Below are 21,278 nucleotides of genomic sequence, written 5' to 3'. Positions count from 1 at the left end.
CCCCTAGAACCTGTAACCGATGGACATGCCCAGCCGGTGCGTCACGCCGCCACCGCCGATGGGGATGTCCGGGTTGTAGTTGAGCCCCAGCAGGATGTTGTCCCGGTGGCCCATCAGAATCTCGGCGCCCACCTGGGGGGAGATGCCGAAGCGCAGCCCCTCCGCCTCGGGAATCACGATGGCGCCGGCCCTCAGGCCCGCGGTGAACACCAGCGGCCAGCCCCAGGTGCGGAACTTCGGTCCCACCATGCCGATGAAGCGACCGCCGTCGAAGACATAGGCGGCGCTCGCGTCGAGCGAGAACCAGTCCGCGCCCCACAACGACAGCGTGGCGCCCACGTACAGCGGCGGGCCCGACGGCGCGTCCTCGGGGGGCTCCTTGTCATTGATGGCCGCACCCCAGTCGAGCTGGAGCGACACGCCCTGGCTGTTCGAGCCCGAATAGCCGCCCTTGCCATACTCGGATTCCTCGGGCCCATCCGTGCGGCCCCGGTCCTGCGCGGCCGCGGTCAACGGCGCCGCGACGGCCAGCGACAGAAGGGCTCCGCACAACCTGGAATGACGCTTCATCTCGAAGACTCCCACATGCGGTAGGTGCGAAAATTCCAACGCAACGACGGTGCGGCGTCACCAATATTCAAAACACCCTTCCGGCAGGCAAGGGCTCCCTGTCTCTGTCGCACCCTCTCAGGAGGTGCGAGGGCCCGTCGGAGGGAGGTCCTGGGGGGCATCCGGCTGGGGGTCCCGAGCCTCCGGGGGCGGCAGCGCGGTGGGGGCCTGCCGGGACTCGGTGCGGGTGAAGGGCAGCCACTCGGGATGGGCCCGCAGGAAGGCGACCAGCCGCTCACGGACGAGGGCGCGCAGGTCGAAGAGCTTGTCCGGGTTGGCCGCGCTGACGAGCGCGCGGACGGTGAGCGTGCGGTCCTGGGCCTCCAGCACGACGACGGACTGGAGCCGCCCGTCCCACAGGTGCTTCGCGTCCTGCTCGACGATGCGCCGCAGCTCCCCGCGCACCGCGTCCACGTCCGTGGAGTAGTCCACCTGGAGGGTGACGGCGCCGAGCATCTCCGTGCTGGACTTGCTCCAGTTCTGGAAGGGCTTGTCCAGGAAGTAGGTAATCGGGATGACCATGCGGCGTTGGTCCCAGACGCGCAGCACCACGTACGTGAGGGTGATTTCCTCCACGGTGCCGAACTCGGTCTCCACCACCACCTGGTCGCCAATGCGCACCGGCTGGGTGATGGAGAGCTGGATGCCGGCGAGCAGCGTGGCGATGGACTTCTGCGCCGCGAGGCCGATGACGATACCGGCGATACCGGCGGACGCGAGCAGCGACACGCCCACGTTGCGCACCACCTCGAACTGCATCAGGAGCAGCGCGGCGGCCACCACATAGGTCGCCGCCTCGAAGACGGCGCGCAGCACCGCGAACTGGGTGCGCAGCGAGCGGGCCCGGCCCGCGTCGCGCATGTCGCCCGACACGCGGTTCTGCACGAAGTTGGCGAACACCCGCAGGAAGCGCAGGATGAACCACGCCACCGCGATGATGATGAGCGAATAGCTCAGCCGGTTGAACAGCGTCTGCACCGGGCGCGGCAGCAGCAACAGGGACGTGCCCGCCGCCAGGAGTATCGCGAAGTACGGCAGCCGCAGGGGCCCCCGCCCCGCCGCCACCAGTTGGTCATCCAGGGTGAGGTGCGTCCACTTCGCCAGCCGCAGCCCGAACGCGAGCGACATCCGCTCCAGGAGCAGGGCCAGTCCCACCGAGCCCAAGAGCGTCACCAGCAGGCCCAGCCACTGCCAGGGCTCCAGGCCGAACACCGTGCCGGAGAAGAAGAAGGGCGGCAGCCACTCCGCCACGCGGGGGCCGTAGGTCTCGAAGAGGGGGTCCACCATCCGCACGGTGGACTCGCTGAACACCCAGACCAGGGAGCCGTCCTGGGCCACCCGCTGGACGCGGATGGACACATTGGCGCCCTCCAGCGGAATGATGCCCAGCAGGTCGAAGCGGGGGTCGGCCGGGTCACCCTCCGCGGCCTTGCTCAAGAGGGACAGGTCGATGGAGAGCTTGCGGTCCAGGACGAACTTGAGCCGGCGGGCCAGCTGGGCGCCCCGCTCGGGCTGCTGGGCGCGGGGGATGAAGTCCAGGTCCAGGTAGTGCGCCGCAGTGGCGTAGTCCCCCCGGTGGGCCGCGGCCAGGAACCCCTGGGTGGTGGAGTGGGGGGACTGCCGGTCCACGGGGGACGAGGGGGACCCCAGGCCCGAATTGAGCGCCGCGACGGGCAGCGTCCAGAGGAGACTTCCCACCAGGAGAAGGGCCGTCCAGGCTCGGCGGTCTGGGTGCATCATGGCGCCCTGCATACTCCTTTTCGGTGGGTTTGCCGGAAGAAGTCAGGCCCCGCCCCCCGCCCGGACGACCGGGAGGGGGACGTCCACGACACCACCCCGTCTTACCCCGTGGGAAAGGCGTTGGTGCGCCGGGTGGGGGTAGGATAGAAACGGAGCCCAAGGAAGGTCGACGTGTCCGAGAAGCGAAGAATCCTCCTGATTGACGACAGCGAAATCACGCTCGCCATGGAGAAGGCCGTGCTGGAAGCGCGCGGCTACGAGGTCGTCGCCACCTCCACGCTCATGGAGTTCGAGAAGACGCTCCAGAGCTGGCGGCCGGACCTCATCCTCACGGACATCCACATGCCCGAGGCCAAGGGCACCGACATCTGCCGCACGCTGAAGAACGAGTACGGCACCCAGGACATCCCCATCGTCCTGTTCTCCAGCCTGCCCGACGACGAGCTGTCCAAGCTGGCCGAGCAGGTCGGCGCCGACGGCTTCCTGTCGAAGATGAACGGGCTGGAGGCCATGGGCGAGAAGATCGACGAACTGGTGCAGAGCATCCTCTGGTGAACCGCATGCCGCGCCCCGTCCTCCTCGCCGCCCTCTGGGGCCTGGTGCTGGTGCTCGGTGGGTGCATGCGCAAGGAGCCGCCGCCCCACCCGCCCGAGCCCGAGGCGGGTGTCGGCACCGCGTCCAGTTCGGCGCCCGGCGCCATCCTCTTCGTCTCCGCGGACACCCGCGGCTACCTGGGCCCCTGCGGCTGCAGCGAGAACATGCGCGGTGGCATCGCCCGCGCGGCGTTCCAGGTGCGCGAGGCTCGCCAGGGAACCACCCTGCCCGTGCTGTACGTGGACGGCGGCAACAGCCTCTTCGGGGAGACCACCCTCAAGCCCGGACAGGTTCCCCAGGAGGAGCTGAAGGCGAAGGCGCTGGCGGATGCCATGCGACTGATGGGGCTGTCGGTGCGCGCCACGGGGCCGCTGGACGACACGCGCGGCGCGGACTTCCGCCAGGGGCTGGGTCTGCCGGAGGTCGCGGACGGCGCGGTGAAGCTGCTGCCAGCGGGCGCTCGCAAGGTGGGCGTCGTCGCGGGGGAGACGCCCGCTCAGCTCGTGGCGGCCAGTGCCAAGGCCCGCGCGGAGGGCGCGGACTTCGTGCTGGGGCTGCTGGATGCGCCGTTGGAAGAGGCGCAGAAGGCCGCGGAGACGCCGGGGCTCGCGGTGGATGTGCTGGTGGCCACGCGCTCCGCCACGGAGATGAGTGGTGAGCAGAACCGGTTGGTGAAGGCGTCGGTGCCCGTCGTCGCGCCGCAGAGCAAGGGCCGCTCGCTGGTGCGCGTGGACCTGAGCTACGCGCCGAAGCCGGGACGCTTCGCGCTTCAGAAGGGACAGGCCGATCTGGAGCGCGAGGTGGCAGCCCTGGAGCAGCGCACCGCGCTCCTGGACAAGGACATCAATCTTCCGGGCATCGACCCAAAGCTCAAGGCGCTCAAGCAGGCCAAGCGCGACGAGTTGGTGGCGCGCAGGCAGGCCCTGGTGACGGCGCCTCCCGCGGCGGCCACGGACGTCAACGGCTTCACGGTGCGCTTCGTGCCGCTGGAGTCGGGACTGCCCTCGCTGCCGGACGCGCAGGCGCTGGTGGCGCGCTACGACGCGGAGGTGGGCAAGCTGAACCTCGCCTGGGCGAAGGAGCACGGCCAGGATTGCCCTGTTCCCGCCAAGGGTGAGTCGGGCTTCGTCGGCAACGAGCCGTGCCGCGCGTGCCACGAGGAGTCCTTCCCGGTGTGGGAGAAGTCCAAGCACCACCACGCCTGGGAGACGCTGGAAGAGGTCGGCAAGCAGCACCACCTCAACTGCGTGGGGTGCCATGTCACGGGCTGGGAGCAGCCCGGTGGCGTGTGCCGGCTGGACAAGGTGGCCGGACGCGAGGACGTGGGGTGCGAGAGCTGCCACGGGCCTGGCTCCGCGCACTCGGACGAGCCGAGCGCCGACAACATCCTCGCGTCTCCTGGTGAAGCCGTGTGCGTCACCTGCCACAACCCGGAGAACTCGCCCCACTTCGACTTCGCGACGTATCTGCCGCGAATCCTGGGGCCAGGGCATGGCAAGCCGGTGGACGCTCAGCCGTCGAGCAAGCCAGCGGACACCCGGAAGCCCGCCAAACCGTAATCACGCGTCAGCGCCTGGCAGGCCGCACCCACGGAGCGTGCAGAGTTCGGCCATACCGCGCGACTCCTTGTTTGACTGTCAAGAAAAAGGGCGAATACTTCGGCCTTCGCCTGCTTCTGGGCGCACTCTTCCTGCGACCAAATGCTGCCTCTCTGCCTGCTCGTGCTGAACCTGGCCTCGCTCCCTCTCTCGGAGGGAGTGCCACCGCCCATGCCCCCGCCTCCGCCCGGCATGCGCGTGCTCGCCGCGGATGAGACGCGCGCCGTTGCCCCCACCCCTTCGACGGTGAAGGACACGCCGCCCACCACGGGCGGCAGCGTCACGAAGACCCAGCCCACGAACACCGGTGCGGTGAAGACCGAGGGCTCTGCTTCCTCGCCTGCTGTTGGCTCCACGGCCCAGGTCGATGCGCCCACGGGCGCCGGCACTGTCTCTGGCAACTCCGTGAAGGCTCCTGCCTCCGCGAGTGCTGGCGCTGCCGCGAGCCCGAGCGAGACCAACGCGGTGAAGGCCCCTGCCTCCGCGAATGCTGGTGCTGCTTCGGGCCCGAGCGAGAACAACGCGGTGAAGGCCCCCACCCCCGCGAGCGCTGGCGAGGCGACGAGCCCCGTCGCTGGCAGCGGGTTGAAGCCCTCCACGCCCGCGAACAGCAGTGGAGAAAAGACGGCCCCCGCCACCGCGAACATGGCGCCCACGAACTCGGGCAACGCGGCGAAGACGCAGGCCGCGCGCACGACGCCGGTGCCCCCGAGCACGGCGCAAGCCGCTACCGGCAACACGGTGTCCGCTGAAGAGAAGTCGTCGACACCGGGCAACAGTGATGCGCCGGAGCTCGACGACAAGCGCGCCATCGCGAACGGTCAGGACGCGGAGGACGCGGACGGGGAGCCCGAGGCGACGCGCGAGGTGGTGGAGTCCGAGTCCGCGGAGATGGAGGAACTGCGCGCGCTGGAAGGCGTGACGCTGGACCCAGCGGCCCGGCCGAGCGCGGAGGTGATGCAGTCCCTGCGTCGACTGGGGCTCGCGAACCCGCTGCGCATGCGAATGCTGGACGCGCTGGAGGAGCCCACCTTCCGCGAGGACGACACGCCGGAGCAGCTGCCGCTCATCACCAACCTGGCCGCGTTCGACGTGGGGCTGATTCAGGACCGCTACGACATCCCGGTGGAGATGCAGCCGCTGGTGGCGCAGTACATCCAGTTCTTCCAGGGGCCCGGACGGCGCTGGTTCCGCAAGTGGATGTCCCGCTCCGCGCGCTACCTGCCAGTGATGCAGCCCATTCTGGAGAAGCACGGCCTGCCTCGGGACACCGTGTACCTGGCGATGATTGAGAGCGGCTTCTCCGCGCACGCGTACTCGTGGGCGCACGCGTCCGGTCCGTGGCAGTTCATCTCCAGCACCGGCAAGCAGTACGGCCTCAAGCAGGACTTCTGGGTGGACGAGCGCAGGGACCCCATCAAGGCGACCGGCGCCGCGGCGACGTACCTCAAGGACCTCTACAGGGAGCTGGGCCACTGGTACCTCGCGTGGGCGGGCTACAACACCGGCTCCTACCGCGTGCGTCGCATGGTGGAGCGCCACGGCACGCGCGACTTCTGGGTGCTGTCGGAGGAGAAGGGCCTGGCGAAGGAGACGAAGCACTACGTGCCCAAGCTCATCGCCGCCGCGCTGGTGGCGAAGAACCCGTCGGCGTTCGGCTTCTCCGAGCAGGAGTTCGACTACGAGCAGCCCCTCGAGTTCGACGTGGTGGAACTGACGGACGCGACGGACCTGGACGTGGTGGCGCGCGCGGCGGGGGTGAACATCCAGGACGTGCAGGACCTGAACCCAGAGCTGAAGCGCTGGTGCACGCCTCCGGCGAGCGCGAAGAACCCCTACAAGCTGCGGCTTCCCCCGGGCTCGTCACCCCGGTTCGTGGAGGGCTTCAAGAAGCTCTCGCCGGCCGAGCGACTGACGTTCCGGGTGCACACCGTGAAGCGGGGCGACACGCTGTCGCAAATCGCGGAGCGCTACGGCACGGCGTCGGAGGCCATCCTCCAGATGAACCGGCTCAAGAGCGCGCGGACGTTGAAGCTCGGCACGGACCTTGTGATTCCGGTGCCGGCGAGCAAGGCGGGCCCCACGAGTGGCGGCGCGCTGGCGAGCAAGGTGGCGCAGGCCCGCCGCAGCGGCGTGGTGGTGCACCGGCCCGAGGACGAGGTTCCCGCGGGGACTCCGAAGGGCCCCGTGGCAGCGGGTCCGGTGAAGACGGAGACGCTCAATGGGCGCAAGCGCGTGACGTACGGCGTGCAGTCCGGCGACAGCCTGTGGGTCATCGCCACGAAGTTCAACGTGTCGGTGGATGACCTGAAGAAGTGGAACAACCTGCGCCGCCGCAACCCGACGTTGCAGGTCGGCTCGTTGGTGTACGTGTGGCCCGAGGGCACCTCCCAGGTGCAGGAGCGCGCGGGCACGGTGGTGGTGGCGAAGCAGGTGGCCGCGAACGTGGGGACGCCGGGCGGAAAGGTGCACGCGCTGGCCGAGGGCGAGACGCTCTGGTCCGTGGCGCAGCGCTACGGCATCACCGTCGAGGACATCATGCGGTGGAACAACATCAAGGACCACCGCTCCATCCCCACGGGGAAGGTCCTCTCGCTGAGCGCACCCTGAGCCTCCAAGCGAGGACGTCTTCGGACGTCCCGCCGTGGGACGCATCGTTGCCGCGTGGCGAGGGATGACCTCGACGATTGGCTGAGCGCACCCTGGGCATCCCGCGCGGGGCGCTTCGGGCTGCACATCGTCGGGCGCGCGGTTGCAGGGTGACGGGGCTCACGTCGCCCCTTCGTTCAGCGCGCCCTGGGCATCCACGCGAGGGGCGCTTCGGGCTGCCCATCGTCGGGCGAGTGAATTGCACAGGGGCTGGGGATGACCTCGCCCATTTCGCGGAACGATTCGCCCACCCTGCCCTTCTCGCTCGACGCCGACGACGTCCCTCCCTCGAGGGTCGTGGAAGCAGGATGGGCTCACACGCATCCCCCGACGCGAGCCCGAGACAACTCCGTGGAGACCGCCCCACGCGCGGCGTTCTCCGTCCAGGTCTCGCGACGCCCGTCCCACGAAGTCCGGACGGCACAACGTGGTGAAGGGGCCGGCAAGCTCGCCCACGATTTCGTAAACACCCCGCTGGGTTCGAGCGGCACACTGGCAAAAGACTCGGCCTCACTCGGGACGCCAGAGCGAGCCATCGCCACCGCCCACGACTTCGCTAACACCCCGTTGGGGCCGAGCGGCGCACTGGCAAGAGACTCGGCATCACTCGGGACTCCAGAGCGCACCATGCCCTTGCGCGGCGACGCCCCCGTCAGTGGCAAGTCAGTCCTTCCCACTCCCGTGCAGCCCACCACCACGAACGGTTGGGGAAGCTCATCCTGGCTCTCGGTATCCCCGCCCCTCGGCAACGCCCGCTTCACCGGGCTGCCCCAGCTCGTAGACGTTGCGTCCGGACAACAGGTCCTCGGTTCGGGCTCGCGAGGTGACGGCCCGCGCGCGGTACAGACAGCGCTGCTGAAGATGGGCTTCGCGCTCCACGGCGGCGCGGACGGACAGTTCGGTCCGCAGACGGTGCGCGCCCTGCGCAACTTCCAGGTCCACGCGCGCCGCGACTTCCCCTCGGTCAAACCCACGGGCGTCCTGGACGCCGCCACGCTGCGCGCGCTCGATGCCCTGGCACCCGAGCCCGGCATGCGCGGCCAGTCGCGCGGGACGCCTCCCGCCCTCTACGATGGCCAACCCGTGCGCGTCGTCGTCGCGCTGCGCGAGCACCGCACGTTCCTCTACGACGCGGAGGGCCGCCTGCTGGACATCTTCCCGAATGCCTCGGGCACGTCCACGACGCCCACGCGCGCGGGGCTCAAGGTCGTCCGGGCCCGACTGGACCAGGCCGCCGCCGAAGCAGCGGGCGCGCGCCTGTGGAACGACCGGCACGTCTTCGGCACACGCATCCTCGACCTGTCCTGGGCCGACGGCCGGCACTCCGCCGAGGAGCTGCATGGAACCAACGCCCCCGCCCTCTTGGGCGCGGACGTGTCCCATGGCTGCATCCGTCACTCGAACGAAGCCATCATCGTGCTCCACGACGCGCTCTCCGCAGGAGACCGCGTGGCCATCGTGGAGCACGTGGACGACCCGCACCTGGGCGGAACCCCGGTGCCGGTCTCCTGAAGCGCTACCCCGCTTCGAGCAGCGCCTTCAGCTCGCGCACGCGACGGGTGATGGCATCACGGTCCACCGAGCGGTAGACCTCCGGCAGCAGCTCCCGGCTGGTGCATTCCTGCACCGCGACCAGGTTCTGGAGCTCGATTTCCAGCGGGTAGCTGGGGGGCACGAAGTCCGCCAGCACCGCCGCCAGGTCCTCCTTCGCCACGGACTCCCGGCCCTCCGCCAGCGCGCGGAACTTCGAGCGCACCATGACGGCCTCGATATCCGCGCCGCTGAAGGCCCGAATCCCCTCCGGAATCATCTGGGAGAAGGAATCGATGCCCTCCACCGACACGCCCGTCTTCTTGGACATGACCTGGAACAGCTCGTCCCGCTCCGCGTCCGTCTGCGGATAGAAGAGCGCCAGGTGCTCCTCCGCGCGCCCCTGACGCTTGAGGTCGATGGGCAGCAGGTCCGGCCGCGCCGTCATCAGGAACCAGACAATCTTGCCGCGGTACTGCGTGTTGCCCATGAAGGAGGCGATGGAGCCGAACACGCGGCTGCTCGTCCCCGAATCTCCACCCGAGTCACGGTTGCCGAGGAAGGTGTCCGCCTCGTCGATCATCACCGCCACCGGCCACAGCGCCTTGAGGAGGTTGAAGATCTTCTCGAGGTTCGCCTCGGTGACACCCTGCCACTGGCTGCGGAAGTTCAGGAACTTCACCACCGGGATTCCAATCTCCCCGGCGAAGCAGCTCACCATGAACGTCTTGCCCGTGCCCACCGGGCCCGACAGCAGGTAGCCCATGGGCATCACCTCGATGCGCCCCTTCTTCAGCGCGGAGGCCGCCTGCCGCAGCATCTGCTTCGCCTTGGCATGTCCGGCGACCGCATCCAGCGTGTGCGTCGGCTCGATGAACTCCAGAAGGCCGTGGCACTCCGCCTGGATGATCTCCTTCTTCTTCTCCTTGAGCAGGTCGGAGGTGATGCGAATCTCCCGCTCCAGCGCCTCCGTCAGCACGCGGTCCAGGTTGATGCGCGACAGGCCGGCCGTCATCTTCGCCAGGCCCGCCAGCGGCACCTCCGACAGCGACTGGAGCCGCTTGCCCTCCAGCTTGTAGCGCACGTACTCCAGCCGCTCCTCCTCGGTGGGCAGCGGCAGTTCAATCGGCGCCACGTACGGGTTGCGGGAGATGCGCGGAGAGATGTCCGCCAGGTTCTCCGCCAGCAGCACCACGGACACATCGCCCGCGAGGAACTGCGGGTCATGCGCCCACTTGTCCAACGTGGCCAGCACGAAGCGGTCCTCGGACGACAGGTGGGAAATCTCCCCGCCCGGCACCAGCGTCTCCGCGAAGTCGATGATGAGCGCCAGCGAGCGTCCCTCGCTCAGCCGCATCCGCAGGAAGTTCTCCAGAATCTGGAGCGCGCGGCCTGGGTCTCTCGGCGTCACCTTCGCGTAGTCCGTGCCGTACATCGCGTCGTAGCCGGACATCGTCCGCGCCAGGTCCTTCTGCGTCTCCGGCGTGGCCGAGCGGATGCCCGACGAGCGGTCGTAGAAGAGGACGTGGTCCCGCCCGCCGAACAGCTCCTCGGAGAGGAAGGTCTTCAGCGTGCCGAAGCCCCGCCCGCCGTCCTCCAACTGGAGCGGCTGGAGGTCCCTCACCGCCCCGTAGAGCAGGAAGGTGCTGACCGTCTTCGTGTAGTACTTGCGGGCCAGTTGCTGCGCCCAACGGGGGAGGTCCGCCAGCGGATCTTCCTTGTGAACCTTGCGCACCTTGCTCACGGACACACGCCTCCTGTCGCTCCCCGGTTCGAGGAGCTGACGCACCCGCTTCCCACGAGGGAAGCGGGGCTCGATTTCATGAAATCTAACGGCAGCGGGGCTGACGCTTGAGGGAAACCGTCGCCGTGGCGATGGATTCTCCGGCCTCCGGCGCGGGAACGTCCACCTCCGCGTCGTTGTGGCACTTCAGCTTCAGGGTGAGCTGACGCACGTTCGGGGACACCAGCACCGTGGCCGGCGTCTCCCCCAGCTCCTGGCCACCCGCGAAGATGACCGCGCCCGCCGGCTTGGAGTCGATCTTCACTGACACCTTGGACACCACCGGCTCCAGCTTCAGCGACACCTCGAACGGACCGTCACCCGTCAACGGCACGCGCTTGGAGGCGGGCTTGTGCTGCGGCGCGCTGATTTCCACCACCCACTCCTGGCCGGAGATGGGGACGCCCTTGATGAACGCGTCCGAAGCGCCCTGCGCCCGGATGACCTTGCCGTCCACCTTCACCTGGGCATCCGAGGGCTGAGTGACGAGCACCAGCGACGCGGTGCGCACCAGGCTCTCCAGTGCGACTTCCACCGGCTCCACGCCCTTGCCGCTGTTGACCTGGAGGGTCCGCGTGAAGGTCTTGTAGCCCTCCGCGCTCACCGTCACCATGACCTGCCCCGCCGTCACCTCGCGCAAGAGCGTGGTGCCACCGCTCTCCACGGGGATGGGCTGGGTGTCCAGCGTCACCTGCATCCGACCTCGCACCTCGGGCGGCACACGCTGGAGATCCAGCATGACGTAGCCAACCCCCGGACGCGTCGCCACCCACCCCACGAGGAGGAGCACCAGCAGCGCCACGGCCCCGCCCACCCCATAGAGCACCCGCTTGTCCAGGCTCCGTCGGCCCAGCGCGGGAACGGCGGCGGTCGGCCGGTCTTCCTGGTCGTCGTCCTCGTCCTGCTCGACGTGACGCGGCGGAGGCGGCCTCGGCGGAGTTCCCGCGCCGAGCATGGGAGGCGGACGCGAGTTGTTCTGCAGCCCCTCCGCCAGCGCCGCGCGGGAGAGCCCCTGCGAGACCTCCGGCGGGAGCGCCGAGCGCGAAATCCCCTGCGAGGTGTCCGGCGCGGGCCCGTCCCGGACGATGCGGGGCAGCCCATCATTTCCGCCACGGCTGCTACGCGGCCCAGGGGCCGACGCGGCGACTTCCGAGGGCATCAGCGTGGGCACCGTCACCGAGGGACGTGGCGGCGCGCCCGCGGGCGTCAGCACGGGCATCGGCTGGGACATCCTCGGGGGGGCCTGGGGTGGGACGATCGACGTCTTGCCCGTGGTGGGCTCCTCGTCCTCGTCGCCCTGGGACTGGGCGCGCGTCTCCAGCGGAGTGACGGTGCGGCCCACCGTCGCTCCAGGCTGCGTGGTCGGCTCCGGCCTGTCGTCGAAGACGTGGTCGCTGGACACCAACTGCGTGGCCTGGATCTCGTCCTCCTTCGGCGCGGGCGCGGCGGTGGCCGCCGTCAACCGGGGCAGCGCGGCCAGCGTGGGCGAGCGCCGCACGCCGGTGGGCGACACGGACCCCATCGTCGCGGTGGCCCGGGGCGGCGCGGCCATCGGCTGCACCACGGGAACCGCCTGCGGAGGCGGAGGCTGTGGAGCCGCCGCGGGCATGGCCATCATCCCGCCCGAGCCTCCCGTGCTGAAGCCCGTCGCCGCTTCGAGCGCGGCGAGCATGCCATCGGGAGGACGGATGTCGGCGTAGTCAGACAGGCGCTGCTTCTCGCGCTCCACTTCCTCCGCGAAGGTGGACTTCATGTACTGCATGAGGTCCTTGCGGCCGAAGATGGTCTCGCTGGTGATGAGGAAGCGCTGCAGGTCGTCGCCCAGCTCGCTGGCGTACTGGTAGCGCTCGTCCACGTCCTTGGCGAGCGCGCGCATGACGATCTTCTCCAGCACCTCCGGGATGCGCCGGTTGTACGTGGACGGCGGCGGCACCTCCGCCTTGCGCACCTTCTCCAGCACGCTGAAGTCGCTGTCGCCCACGAAGAGCCGCTCGCCGGTGAGCATCTCGTAGAGACACACGCCGATGGCGAACACGTCCGAGCGCCGGTCCAACGGCAGGCCGCGGATCTGCTCCGGGCTCATGTAGCCGAACTTGCCCTTGAGGATGCCCGCCTGCGTCTTGGTCGCCTTGCCCGCCGCCTTGGCGATGCCGAAGTCGATGACCTTGACCTCGCCCTCGAAGGAGATGAGGACGTTCTGCGGCGAGATGTCGCGGTGGACGATGTTCATGTCCCGCCCCATCCCGTCCTTCTTGCGGTGGGCGTAGTCCAGGCCCTCGCACATCTTCGACAGGCAGAAGGCCACCAGCGGCACGGGCGCGGGCTCACCCTTCTTCCGGCACCGGTCGAAGATGGCCCGCATGTCCTTGCCGGGGATGTACTCCATCGAGATGAAGTAGCTGCTGGCGATCTGCCCCAGCTCGTAGATCTGCGCGATGTTGGCGTGGCTCAGCTGAACGCTGATCTTCGCCTCATCGATGAACATCGAGATGAACTCTTCGTCCTCCGCGATGTTCGGCAGGATGCGTTTGATCGCCACGAGCCGCTCGAAGCCGCTCGCGCCGAACTGCTTGCCGCGCCACACCTCCGCCATGCCGCCGATGTTGACGCGGTCCAGTAGGAGGTACTTCCCGAATGGGATGGGCTGACGCTTCGGTTGAGAGGTCGTCACGTGGGGGAGGGTCCGTTCGACGGGAGCCTAGCGATCGCCCCTCTGTAGGGTCAACCTCGCGGCGACCCTCACGCGCTCTCCAGGCGAGCAGGCAACAGGCGCGTAGCAGCGCCATTTTTCTCAAGGTTGAAGACTGGAGGTGCCGCCGTCCGTGCCGTCCTCGGCCGCGGGCCCCGGAACCTCCCGGAACGCGTCCCCCGGTTCGGCCTGTTCCTCGTCGGAAATCGCGGGCTGGACGAGCAGGAAGCGCAGCTTGCCGCCCGCCGACAGCAGCTCCGGCGCGCCGAAGCGATTCTCCTCGGCCAGGCCCACCATCGTCACCCAGGCCCCCTTGCGCTCCGGCGCGACACAGTACAGCAGCGTTCCGGGCCGCACCCCTGGGGCATCCCGCACCGGGCCCTCGCAGTCCTTTCGGACCTGGAGGGCATAGGCCGTGAGCGGCTCCCCACGCACCAGGTAGGGAGGGCGGCCGAGCTCTTCCAGCAGGGGCTGGAGCACGCGAGGGTCCTCGGCCACCGCGTCCTGGGTGGACAGCGCCTGGGCGAGCTTGTGGAAGCGCTGCAGGCTCATGGACGCCATGTCCGTGGAGTCGATGGGGATGCGGCTCTCCGACAGGACCAGGTCCGCGAAGAGCGCGCCGACCAGGAGGATGGGCAGGAGCCGGTAGCCCTTGAAGTCCTCGACCCTGCCCCGCGCCAGTCCGCCCAGGACAACGACGGCGGTCGCCAGGGCGGCCAGCGCCAGCACCACCGCGGGGCGCACGGGCGAGGGCAGTTCGACGAGGGCCGAGACATCCGCGGTGCGAGCTCGCAGCGCGTCCGCGAGGTCCCCTCCGTAGATCCAGGCGATGGCGGCCAGGCTGAGCACATTGCCCAGCAGCGTCTTTCGGGAGGGAAGCTTCATCCGGCGAGTGTCCGTGCGGGGTCGGTGGCGGCGGCGCGGCGGCTGGGAAAGTAGGCCCCGGCCAGCGCGGCCAGGAGTCCCAGCACCACCCCACCCAGCACCACCGGCCAGGGGAAGGAGAAGAAGCTGTCGGGCTTGTACGGGAAGTTGGGCAGGTAGCCCGCGGCGAAGCGGTTGACGCCGAAGGAAGTGAGCAGCGCCACGGCGGTGCCAATGGCGCCGCCCGCGAGTCCCACCACGGCGGCCTCTGCCAGGACGATGGCCCGGATGTCCGAGCGCGACGCCCCCACCGCCTGCATCACCCCAATCTCCTTGGCGCGCGCACGCACCGAGGCCGACAGCGCGTGGGCGATGTTCACCGCCGCCAGGATGCAGATGAGGATGGACAGCAGCGCCAGCGCGGAGGTCGTCAGCGCGACGGCCGCGCCCGTGTTCTCCGCCATGCGGCGCTCCTGGTCGTCGATCTCCAGGCCCATGGCCTTCACCGCGTCCACCAGCGCGGGCACCTTGGACGGGTCCGTGGCGACGAGCGTGACACCCGTGAAGGTGTCCGCGTCCACGCCCGCCTCGCGGTTGATGCGCATCGCTGTCTCCAGCGGAATGGTGATGCCGGCGAACATGGCCCGGTCCGACGCCCCCACCACCTGCGTCTGCGCGGAGCGGCTGGGTCCCGACGCGGAGTTCGCCGCCACGTAGGAGCGGTTGAACTCCACCGGGAAGCCGAAGCCGACAAGCATGCTCGCGGAGAGCTGCGGCAGCTTGCGCGCCGGGGCGAACGTCTTGTTGTACAGCTCCAGGAGCCGCGTGGAGACGAGCGCCGGAATCGGCTGCCCCTCACCCGGGTCCTTGAACTCGCCCATCTGCACGTCGCCCTTCACGAGCGCCGGCTCCACGCCCACCGCCAGCACCTCCATGCCCATGCGCAGCTTGGTGCCGAAGAAGGCCCCGTCGTAGCGGGTCACCGCGGGCACGCGCACGCTCATCTTCCGGTGCGCCGCCTCCACGCCGGGCAGCGAGCGCAGGCGCTCCACCGCCTCCGCGTCCAGCTTGCCGCCCCCCAGCAGCGAGCCCAGCGACACCGCCGGGGGCACCACGTCCAGCAGTCGCGCGTCGGTGGGGAAGATCTTCTCGCGGATGACGCGGCCCACGCCCAGGCCCAGGCCGATGAAGAACACCAGCGTGCCCACGCCCATCGCCACGCCGAACGCGGAGAAGAAGGCCCCCCGGCGCTCGCGCGCGAGGCTCAGCCGCACCAGTCGAGACAGCGCGTCCAGTCTCACGGAGCACCTCCCAGGGTCGCACGCTCCGGTGCGGGCTCTTCCACGAGCTTGCCCTCCTTGAGTCGCAACACCCGCCGCGCGGCCGCGCTCATCCGTTCCTCGTGCGTGACGGCGAGCACGGTGAGTCCCTCGCGATGCAGCTCACGGAAGAGCTGGATGACCCCGTCGCCCGTGGTCGCATCCAGGTTGCCGGTGGGCTCGTCGCACAAGAGCAGCCGAGGTCCGCCGTAGAGGGCGCGGGCGATGGCCACACGCTGACGCTCTCCGCCGGACAGGCGCACCGGGGCGCGGTCCTTCTTCGCGCCCAGGCCCACGCGCTCCAGCAGGGCCTCCGCGCGCTTGATGGCGTCGGGAGTGCGCGGACCGAAGTACGAGGGCAGCAGCACGTTCTCCAGCGCCGACAAGTTGGGGATGAGGTGGAAGGACTGGAAGACGAAGCCCACGTGCGTGTTGCGGAAGCGCGCCAGGTCCTTGTCCTTCAGGCCCCCGAGCGTCACTCCGCCCACCTTCACCTCGCCCCGGTAGTCGACATCCAGGCCGCCCAACAGGTGCAGCAGCGTGGATTTGCCGCTGCCGGACGGGCCCACCACCGCGACGAAGTCCCCGGCTTCGACGTCCAGGGTCATTCCGTCGAGCACCCGCACCCGGGTGCCATCTCCATCCAGATATTCCTTGGTGACGTCTCGAGCGTGAATCACGGAGTGGCCGGCTGGGTCGTGGTGGAAGACGGCGAGGTGGGGGTGAGGCGCAGGGACATCTCCGCCTGGAGCGCGCGCTCCTTGCGAGACACGGACAGCGTCACGGCGCGAAGGTCATCGGTGGCCTCCAGCCAGCGCACGGTGGTGGCCTTGATGGCGAAGCCGCCAATGCCCCACGCCTCCGACGGGAGGTTCTTCACCGAGTCCGCCAGCCGGCGCAAATCCAGCACCGCGCTGAACGCGGCGTCCTTGCCCACGTCCTTCAGGTCCGAGGTCAGCGGCCCTTCGCCGGCCTTCGCCGCGAGGGCGGTGAGCGAGGCCTCCAACTGCGACTGGGGCGAGGCGACCAGCAGCTTGCCATTGGGCCCGAGCGCGAAGTGGGCGCCCTCCCCCGCGCGATACGAGGTGAGGTACACGCGCTGGCCCTTCAGGTCGGAGGCCTCCACCTTGGCGCCGAAGTCGCTGGAGAGCTGCGGCAGCTTCTCCAGGAGGGCCTGCGTCCGCGTGGCGTCCTCCAGCTCCGACAGGGCCACCAGGTTGACGAAGCGGAAGGGGTTGGTGCGGCGCAAATCGAGCGCGGGCATGCCGGAGCCCAGCTGCACCTTGGGCGACAGCGACAGGCCCAGCACCGTGCCCGGCTTGAAGTTGTCGAGCACCTCCGCCTTCACGTCGAGCCCGCTCTTCTGCACCGCGCGCGTCAGGTAGTCGCCCACGAGGTAGGGCCACACACCGTCGAGTTGGGACGGGTCGCCCCGGAAGCGCGCCACGAAGAAGCTGTCCGGAGGCAGGAAGCCGCGCAGGTCCGCCGCGTCCTTCACCGGGTCCAACGCGGCCAGCGACTCCTTCGTGTCCGGCCACGGCGCGTCCGCGTGGACGGTGACGGCACGGTCGTCGACGAGCCCGGTGAGCGTGAGTCCCTGCACGGTGCCCGCGGGGAGCAGCAGGCCCGCGCCGCCGGGGATGAACACGTGGAAGTCTCGCTTCGACGGCAGGCGCTGGAGCGAAGCGGCCAGCACGGGCTCCTTCGCGAGCGACTTTTCCTCGGCCTGGCTGGCCAGGGGGCGCAGCGACGCGACGGAGGGCCCCGCGCCCAGGAGCGCGAACTTCCCGCCGCTGATGAAGAGCAGGCCCAGCGCCGCGGCGGGGTGGCCCGGGCGGTTGAAGGTGACGAGCTTGCCGCCCACGCCGCTCTCCTCCTTCTTCTCGGAGGCTCCAAGTCGGGTGCGCGCGAAGCCGGCGAACGTCGCCTCGAGCTTCTCCGCGTCCCTGACACCCACGACGGAGATGGCGCGACCGTCACCGAGGAAGGCCGCGCCAGCGCCCAGCTCGGGAGCGAGGCCCGCGGCCTCCAGGGCCTGACGGCTGCGCAGGTCGACGCCCACCTGCCGCATCACCGCATTCACATAGCCCTCCGCCGAGGAGAAGCTCTGGAGCTGGGCGGCGAAGGAGGCGACCTTCAGGTTCTGGAAGCGCGCCAGCTTCTCTCCGAGCGCTCCCAGGTCGTGGATGACGACGGAGGCTTGCGCATCGCGAGGCAGGTAGCGCGCGGGGCCGGAGGCCGTCGGGGCGACGGGCCCCTCGTCCTTGCCACAGCGTGAGCAGCCCGCGATGGCGAGCACGAGGAGGAGGGTCGGAAGCCAGGCTCGGCGGAACATGACGGCAGGACAGGACGGCTGGGGCGGAGAGTCAATGTATTCCTGTGCGCGGCGTACGTCCGCCTCCCGGCCAAGGGACCCGGATGATGGGCAGGCAACTTCCACGAGACTCAATGCCCGCCACAGAGGCTTCGGAGGGGAGTCCCCACCAGCAACCCGCGACGTCAATGCGACAGCAAGCCATGCCGCCAGATTGCCAATCTGACGGAGTCCCGAGGGCCACTCCAACGTGACCCGTCACGGGGCGCGAGGGCACGGCGCTTGAAACACGAGCGATGCCCATTCGCCGAGGAGTCCCATGACGCTCATCGAGATGCTGGTGATTCTGAGTGCCCTCGCGGGCGCCGTCGTCGGAGCCGTCTTCGGGTGGCGTATCCATCCCGCCGTCAGCCTCGTGGGCCTCTTCGTCGGCGGAGGGCTGGGCATCTACGCCTGCCAGGGACTTCTCATGGGGGCAGTGACCGTCGGCATCCTCATGACGGAGGGCCCCCGCGGAGTCATTGCGTTCTGGAAGAAGCCCCTTCCTCCGCGAGACAGAGGAAGGGACGAGCAGCCCCCATGATGCGCAGCCCAGGCGAAGCTCCGCGACGACGCGTCAGCGCACCCGCGAGCCATGCGGCAGCGGGCCGCGAGTCTCCTCGGTGAACTCCAGGAACTGCTCCATCTGCCGCACGGACTCGTCGGTGGCCTCGGCCTCCGCGCTCAGCATGGTGAGCTGCCGGTTGACGACCTCCGGGTCCCGGATGGCGATCGACTGCTCGTGCGTCAGCCGCATCATGTCTTCGATGCCAGCGAGCTGGTGGCTGACCACTTCCCGGCTCTCGCTCGCCTGTTCGAAGCGCGCCAGCCGCTTGCGAAGAATATCCACCCGGTTCTGCTTCACGTCCTTCAGCCGGGGATTCGTCTCGCGCGCCACGTCCTCTTCCAGCTCCCGCACGTCCTTCTCCAGGTGTCCCCGGTCGGAGCTGTTGAGGTACGAGCGGTACTGGTTCAGCGTGGAGATGAGCCGCAGGAACGATGTCAGCAGCGCGTCCAGGCGCGGCTCGCTGTCGGACTCCAGCACCTTGCCGCCCGGCAGCTTGCGGTAGTTGGCGAGAATCTTTTCCTTGAGGCCGACGAGCTGCTGGTAGTGCTCGCGCTGCGACGGCGCCAGGTCCGCCAGCAGCGAGTCCACCGCCTTGCGCGCGGCCTCCGGGTCCGTGGGCTCCCGCGAGCGGATGGCCCGCTGGAAGCGCGGCATGGACGAGAAGAGGCCCAGGTACAGCCCCTCCAGCCCGAGCGCCAGCAAGGCGGGCAACGGCTCGCCTGTCAGCGCCGCCGAAGCGGCCGCCGTACCCAACCCCACGAGGTTGGCCGGCAGCATGAATGCGGCCTTGATGTAGTTCGGCGACTTCTTCGCCACGTCCGACCTCCCCTTCCCGGCGCCCGGTCGACTTGCCTCAGGGACCGCGCGCCTCCGACACGTACTTCAACGCTCCCAGGTCCCTCGTATCCTCCGCGAGTGGCACCTGGGGTCCCTGCTTGAGCTTCTGGAAGAGCGCGGCGGCGCTCTGGTACAGCTCGTCATAGGTGACCGGCGCCTCGCCGGAAAGGCCGAAGAACGCTCGATTGTCCGCCAGTGTCGCGGGAGGCGCGCTGCGGATGGCCTCTATCGGGTCACCCAGGTACGGCGCCACCTCGCCCAGCATCCGAGCCCCCGCCGTCGGGTCCTTCAGCACGCTCTGCCCCGCGTCCAGCATCCCGCGCAGCACCCGCCTCACCGCGTCCGGATAGCGCGCCGCGAAATCCCCCCGCGCCACCAGCACCGTCGCCACCAGGTGCGGCGCATCCGCCGTCGTCGCGAGCACCGCGCCGCCCCGGTCCTTCGCCGCCAGCTCCACGTCGCCCCACAGCCCCACCACGGCGTCCGCGCGGCCCTCGCGCAGCGCCCGCCCGGCATCCAGCGTGGAGGGCAGGTCCACCCAGCGCACGTCCGTCGTCCGCAGCCCCGCTCGCGCCAGCACCCACAGCGCGAAGTAGTGCGTGGAGCTGAACGGATAGACGCCCACGCGTTTGCCTCGCAGGCTCGCCAGGTCCGTCACGCCCACCGCCGCGAGCGCCTCCTGCCCCCGGCTTCGTCCCGCCAGCAATATCGTCCTCGGCGCCGCGTCCCGCAGGCCCGGGGCCCACGACGCCAGCCGGTCCACCGACAGCATGGCCATGTCCACGCCGCCGTTCTCCGCGCCAATGGCCAGGGCCTGCCGCAGCTCCTCCTCTCGGCCGAAGAGCACCGCCCGCGCGTCCAGCGCATAGGCCGTCTTCAGGAAGCCCTGCGCCGCGTTCGGCGGGGGCGCGGGGTTGTCCAGCGTCGTCGCCCCACCGGCCGCCACGAGCAGCCCCGCCGCCGAGCCGCGCGGCGTGAAACCGATGAGCACCGGCCGCAGCGGCACGGACGCCACGTCCGCCACCGGCGCCGACACGCCCGCGGGAAAGTCTCCGGGAGACAGGCGGATCGCCTCGCGCACGGAGGGAAAGAAGCGCGCCTGGAGGGTGTCCAGATATCCCATGCGGGATGCGAGCACCCAGCCCGCGCCCAACGCGCACAGGAACAGGAAGAGAAAGAGACCTGGCCCACGGTGGAGCTTCATCCGTCAGTTCCCAGGTCTCTTCCCTTCATCATGATGCCGACCGCCGGGGCCTACTCGACCCCGACCTTCTTGCCGATGGTCTTCCCCGTCTGTCCACTCACGTCAGACACCGGGGCGGGGCTCTCCATCAGCCCCATCTCCATCTTGAACTGCTTCACCAACTCGTTGGCCTGGATCTTCTCGGCCTCTTCCTCAATCTGCGCGGACTGGTGGTCCACCGACTCGAGCGCCATCTGCATGCGCGCCTCGTTCACGGCGGTCCGCTCCTCCACCTTGCGCAGCATCTCGTCGTGCGTCGAGTCGATGCCGGCGACGGTGAAGGACTCCATCGTGTCGGCCACCTTGGCCTGCCACTTGGCGCGTCGCGCGTCGCGAATGGCCGTCATGGCCTCCGCCGTCTTCTTGTCCTTCTCCCGCATGAACGCCTTCTTGACGTTCAGCGCCTTCTCGTACGCCAGCCGCGCCGTCTCCAGCTGCGCCTCGTTGCGCGCCAGCGCTTCCTTCTCCACCTGGAGCTTCGTCGCGTACTGCGCCGCCAGGTCGTCGCGACCGGCCTGGATGGCGGCCTTCACCTTGGCCGTCAGCCCGCGCACGTCGTCCTTGTACTTGGTGTTCTCCTTCTCCAGCAGCGTCACATTCGCCCGGACCATGGCGATGGACTCATTCATCTTCGGGACCTGGTCGTTCAGGTCACGGATGTTCTGCTCGAGGATGAGCTCCGGATCCTCGATGGAGGAGACGAAGAAGCCCGCGAAGCTGCGCAACGCCCTCTTGAGTCTGTCCCACATATCGCCGGTCTACCTCCGTCCAGACCTACTTCCAGCCACCTTACACGAACTCAGGGGGGAGCAAGCAGCCGCATCCACCCCTCTGATCAGTGCTACGCGAACTCACCTAAGGCGATTGCCCACCACCCACAAGTCCCATCGCGCCTCCCTGCT

General features: G+C 69.4%; 16 protein-coding genes. 5 read left to right on the top strand and 11 right to left on the bottom strand.

The genetic code is table 11. The features are described 5' to 3' along the window. Nucleotides 1-3 precede the first annotated feature (3 nt). Nucleotides 4-570 carry a hypothetical protein gene (locus tag HUA75_RS02805; RefSeq protein ID WP_141647881.1) on the bottom strand — a complete coding sequence of 189 codons (567 nt, stop codon included), beginning with the start codon at nucleotides 568-570 and terminating at the stop codon, nucleotides 4-6. A 117-nt stretch (nucleotides 571-687) separates the two neighbouring features. Further along, nucleotides 688-2,349, bottom strand: a complete 1,662-nt coding sequence (locus tag HUA75_RS02800) for a mechanosensitive ion channel family protein (RefSeq protein WP_174485463.1) — start codon at nucleotides 2,347-2,349, stop codon at nucleotides 688-690. Between the two features lie 171 nt (nucleotides 2,350-2,520). Here HUA75_RS02800 and HUA75_RS02795 point away from each other — a divergent pair, with 171 nt between their 5' ends. From HUA75_RS02795 to HUA75_RS02780, 4 genes are all read left to right on the top strand, one after another. Continuing rightward, on the top strand, nucleotides 2,521-2,904 hold the full coding sequence (locus HUA75_RS02795; protein ID WP_015351808.1) for a PleD family two-component system response regulator: 384 nt from the start codon (nucleotides 2,521-2,523) through the stop codon (nucleotides 2,902-2,904). Nucleotides 2,905-2,909: 5 nt separating this feature from the next. Beyond that, nucleotides 2,910-4,502, top strand: coding sequence for a multiheme c-type cytochrome (locus tag HUA75_RS02790; protein WP_174485462.1), 1,593 nt, complete (start codon nucleotides 2,910-2,912; stop codon nucleotides 4,500-4,502). A gap of 210 nt (nucleotides 4,503-4,712) precedes the next feature. Further along, on the top strand, nucleotides 4,713-7,151 hold the full coding sequence (locus HUA75_RS02785; protein ID WP_254627345.1) for a LysM peptidoglycan-binding domain-containing protein: 2,439 nt from the start codon (nucleotides 4,713-4,715) through the stop codon (nucleotides 7,149-7,151). 666 nt (nucleotides 7,152-7,817) lie between these two features. Then, on the top strand, nucleotides 7,818-8,702 hold the full coding sequence (locus HUA75_RS02780) for a L,D-transpeptidase family protein (RefSeq protein ID WP_174485461.1): 885 nt from the start codon (nucleotides 7,818-7,820) through the stop codon (nucleotides 8,700-8,702). A 4-nt stretch (nucleotides 8,703-8,706) separates the two neighbouring features. On the opposite strand, the gene HUA75_RS02775 is transcribed toward HUA75_RS02780, so the two are convergent. The 6 genes from HUA75_RS02775 to HUA75_RS02750 all read right to left on the bottom strand — a co-directional run bounded on the left by HUA75_RS02775 (nucleotide 8,707) and on the right by HUA75_RS02750 (nucleotide 17,710). After that, nucleotides 8,707-10,464, bottom strand: coding sequence for an ATP-binding protein (locus HUA75_RS02775; RefSeq protein WP_141648740.1), 1,758 nt, complete (start codon nucleotides 10,462-10,464; stop codon nucleotides 8,707-8,709). An 85-nt stretch (nucleotides 10,465-10,549) separates the two neighbouring features. After that, entirely contained in the window at nucleotides 10,550-13,174 is a 2,625-nt protein-coding gene (locus HUA75_RS02770; protein ID WP_174461533.1) for a serine/threonine-protein kinase, read from the bottom strand. Nucleotides 13,175-13,294: 120 nt separating this feature from the next. Continuing rightward, complete coding sequence (locus HUA75_RS02765) at nucleotides 13,295-14,077, bottom strand: hypothetical protein (protein ID WP_174485460.1); 783 nt, start codon at nucleotides 14,075-14,077, stop codon at nucleotides 13,295-13,297. Continuing rightward, nucleotides 14,074-15,357, bottom strand: a complete 1,284-nt coding sequence (locus HUA75_RS02760; protein ID WP_174485459.1) for an ABC transporter permease — start codon at nucleotides 15,355-15,357, stop codon at nucleotides 14,074-14,076. Before HUA75_RS02760 ends, HUA75_RS02765 begins: the two co-directional genes overlap by 4 nt. Beyond that, nucleotides 15,354-16,055, bottom strand: coding sequence for an ABC transporter ATP-binding protein (locus HUA75_RS02755; protein WP_141648167.1), 702 nt, complete (start codon nucleotides 16,053-16,055; stop codon nucleotides 15,354-15,356). Before HUA75_RS02755 ends, HUA75_RS02760 begins: the two co-directional genes overlap by 4 nt. Then, the gene (locus tag HUA75_RS02750; RefSeq protein ID WP_174485458.1) at nucleotides 16,052-17,710 is read right to left on the bottom strand and encodes a hypothetical protein; all 1,659 of its coding nucleotides are present in this window, start codon (nucleotides 17,708-17,710) and stop codon (nucleotides 16,052-16,054) included. The genes HUA75_RS02755 and HUA75_RS02750 overlap by 4 nt, the downstream gene beginning before the upstream one ends. Before the next feature lie 298 nt (nucleotides 17,711-18,008). On the opposite strand from HUA75_RS02750, the gene HUA75_RS02745 reads away from it, so the two are divergent. Then, nucleotides 18,009-18,272 carry a hypothetical protein gene (locus HUA75_RS02745; protein WP_174453075.1) on the top strand — a complete coding sequence of 88 codons (264 nt, stop codon included), beginning with the start codon at nucleotides 18,009-18,011 and terminating at the stop codon, nucleotides 18,270-18,272. A 33-nt stretch (nucleotides 18,273-18,305) separates the two neighbouring features. Here the strand turns inward: HUA75_RS02745 and HUA75_RS02740 are convergent, their stop codons facing one another. The 3 genes from HUA75_RS02740 to HUA75_RS02730 all read right to left on the bottom strand — a co-directional run bounded on the left by HUA75_RS02740 (nucleotide 18,306) and on the right by HUA75_RS02730 (nucleotide 21,125). Continuing rightward, nucleotides 18,306-19,073, bottom strand: a complete 768-nt coding sequence (locus HUA75_RS02740; RefSeq protein ID WP_141648175.1) for a hypothetical protein — start codon at nucleotides 19,071-19,073, stop codon at nucleotides 18,306-18,308. A 76-nt stretch (nucleotides 19,074-19,149) separates the two neighbouring features. Continuing rightward, a complete protein-coding gene (locus HUA75_RS02735; RefSeq protein ID WP_141648170.1) occupies nucleotides 19,150-20,337 on the bottom strand; it encodes an ABC transporter substrate-binding protein in 1,188 nt (395 codons plus the stop codon). A gap of 50 nt (nucleotides 20,338-20,387) precedes the next feature. Further along, nucleotides 20,388-21,125 carry a PspA/IM30 family protein gene (locus HUA75_RS02730; RefSeq protein ID WP_141648171.1) on the bottom strand — a complete coding sequence of 246 codons (738 nt, stop codon included), beginning with the start codon at nucleotides 21,123-21,125 and terminating at the stop codon, nucleotides 20,388-20,390. Between the last annotated feature and the right edge of the window lie 153 nt (nucleotides 21,126-21,278).

It is taken from the genome of Myxococcus sp. CA040A, from assembly GCF_013336725.1.
Taxonomy (GTDB): Bacteria; Myxococcota; Myxococcia; order Myxococcales; family Myxococcaceae; genus Myxococcus; species Myxococcus llanfairpwllgwyngyllgogerychwyrndrobwllllantysiliogogogochensis.
The sequence above is the reverse complement of the archived record's forward strand: the minus strand, read 5'-3'. Positions and strand labels throughout refer to the sequence as shown.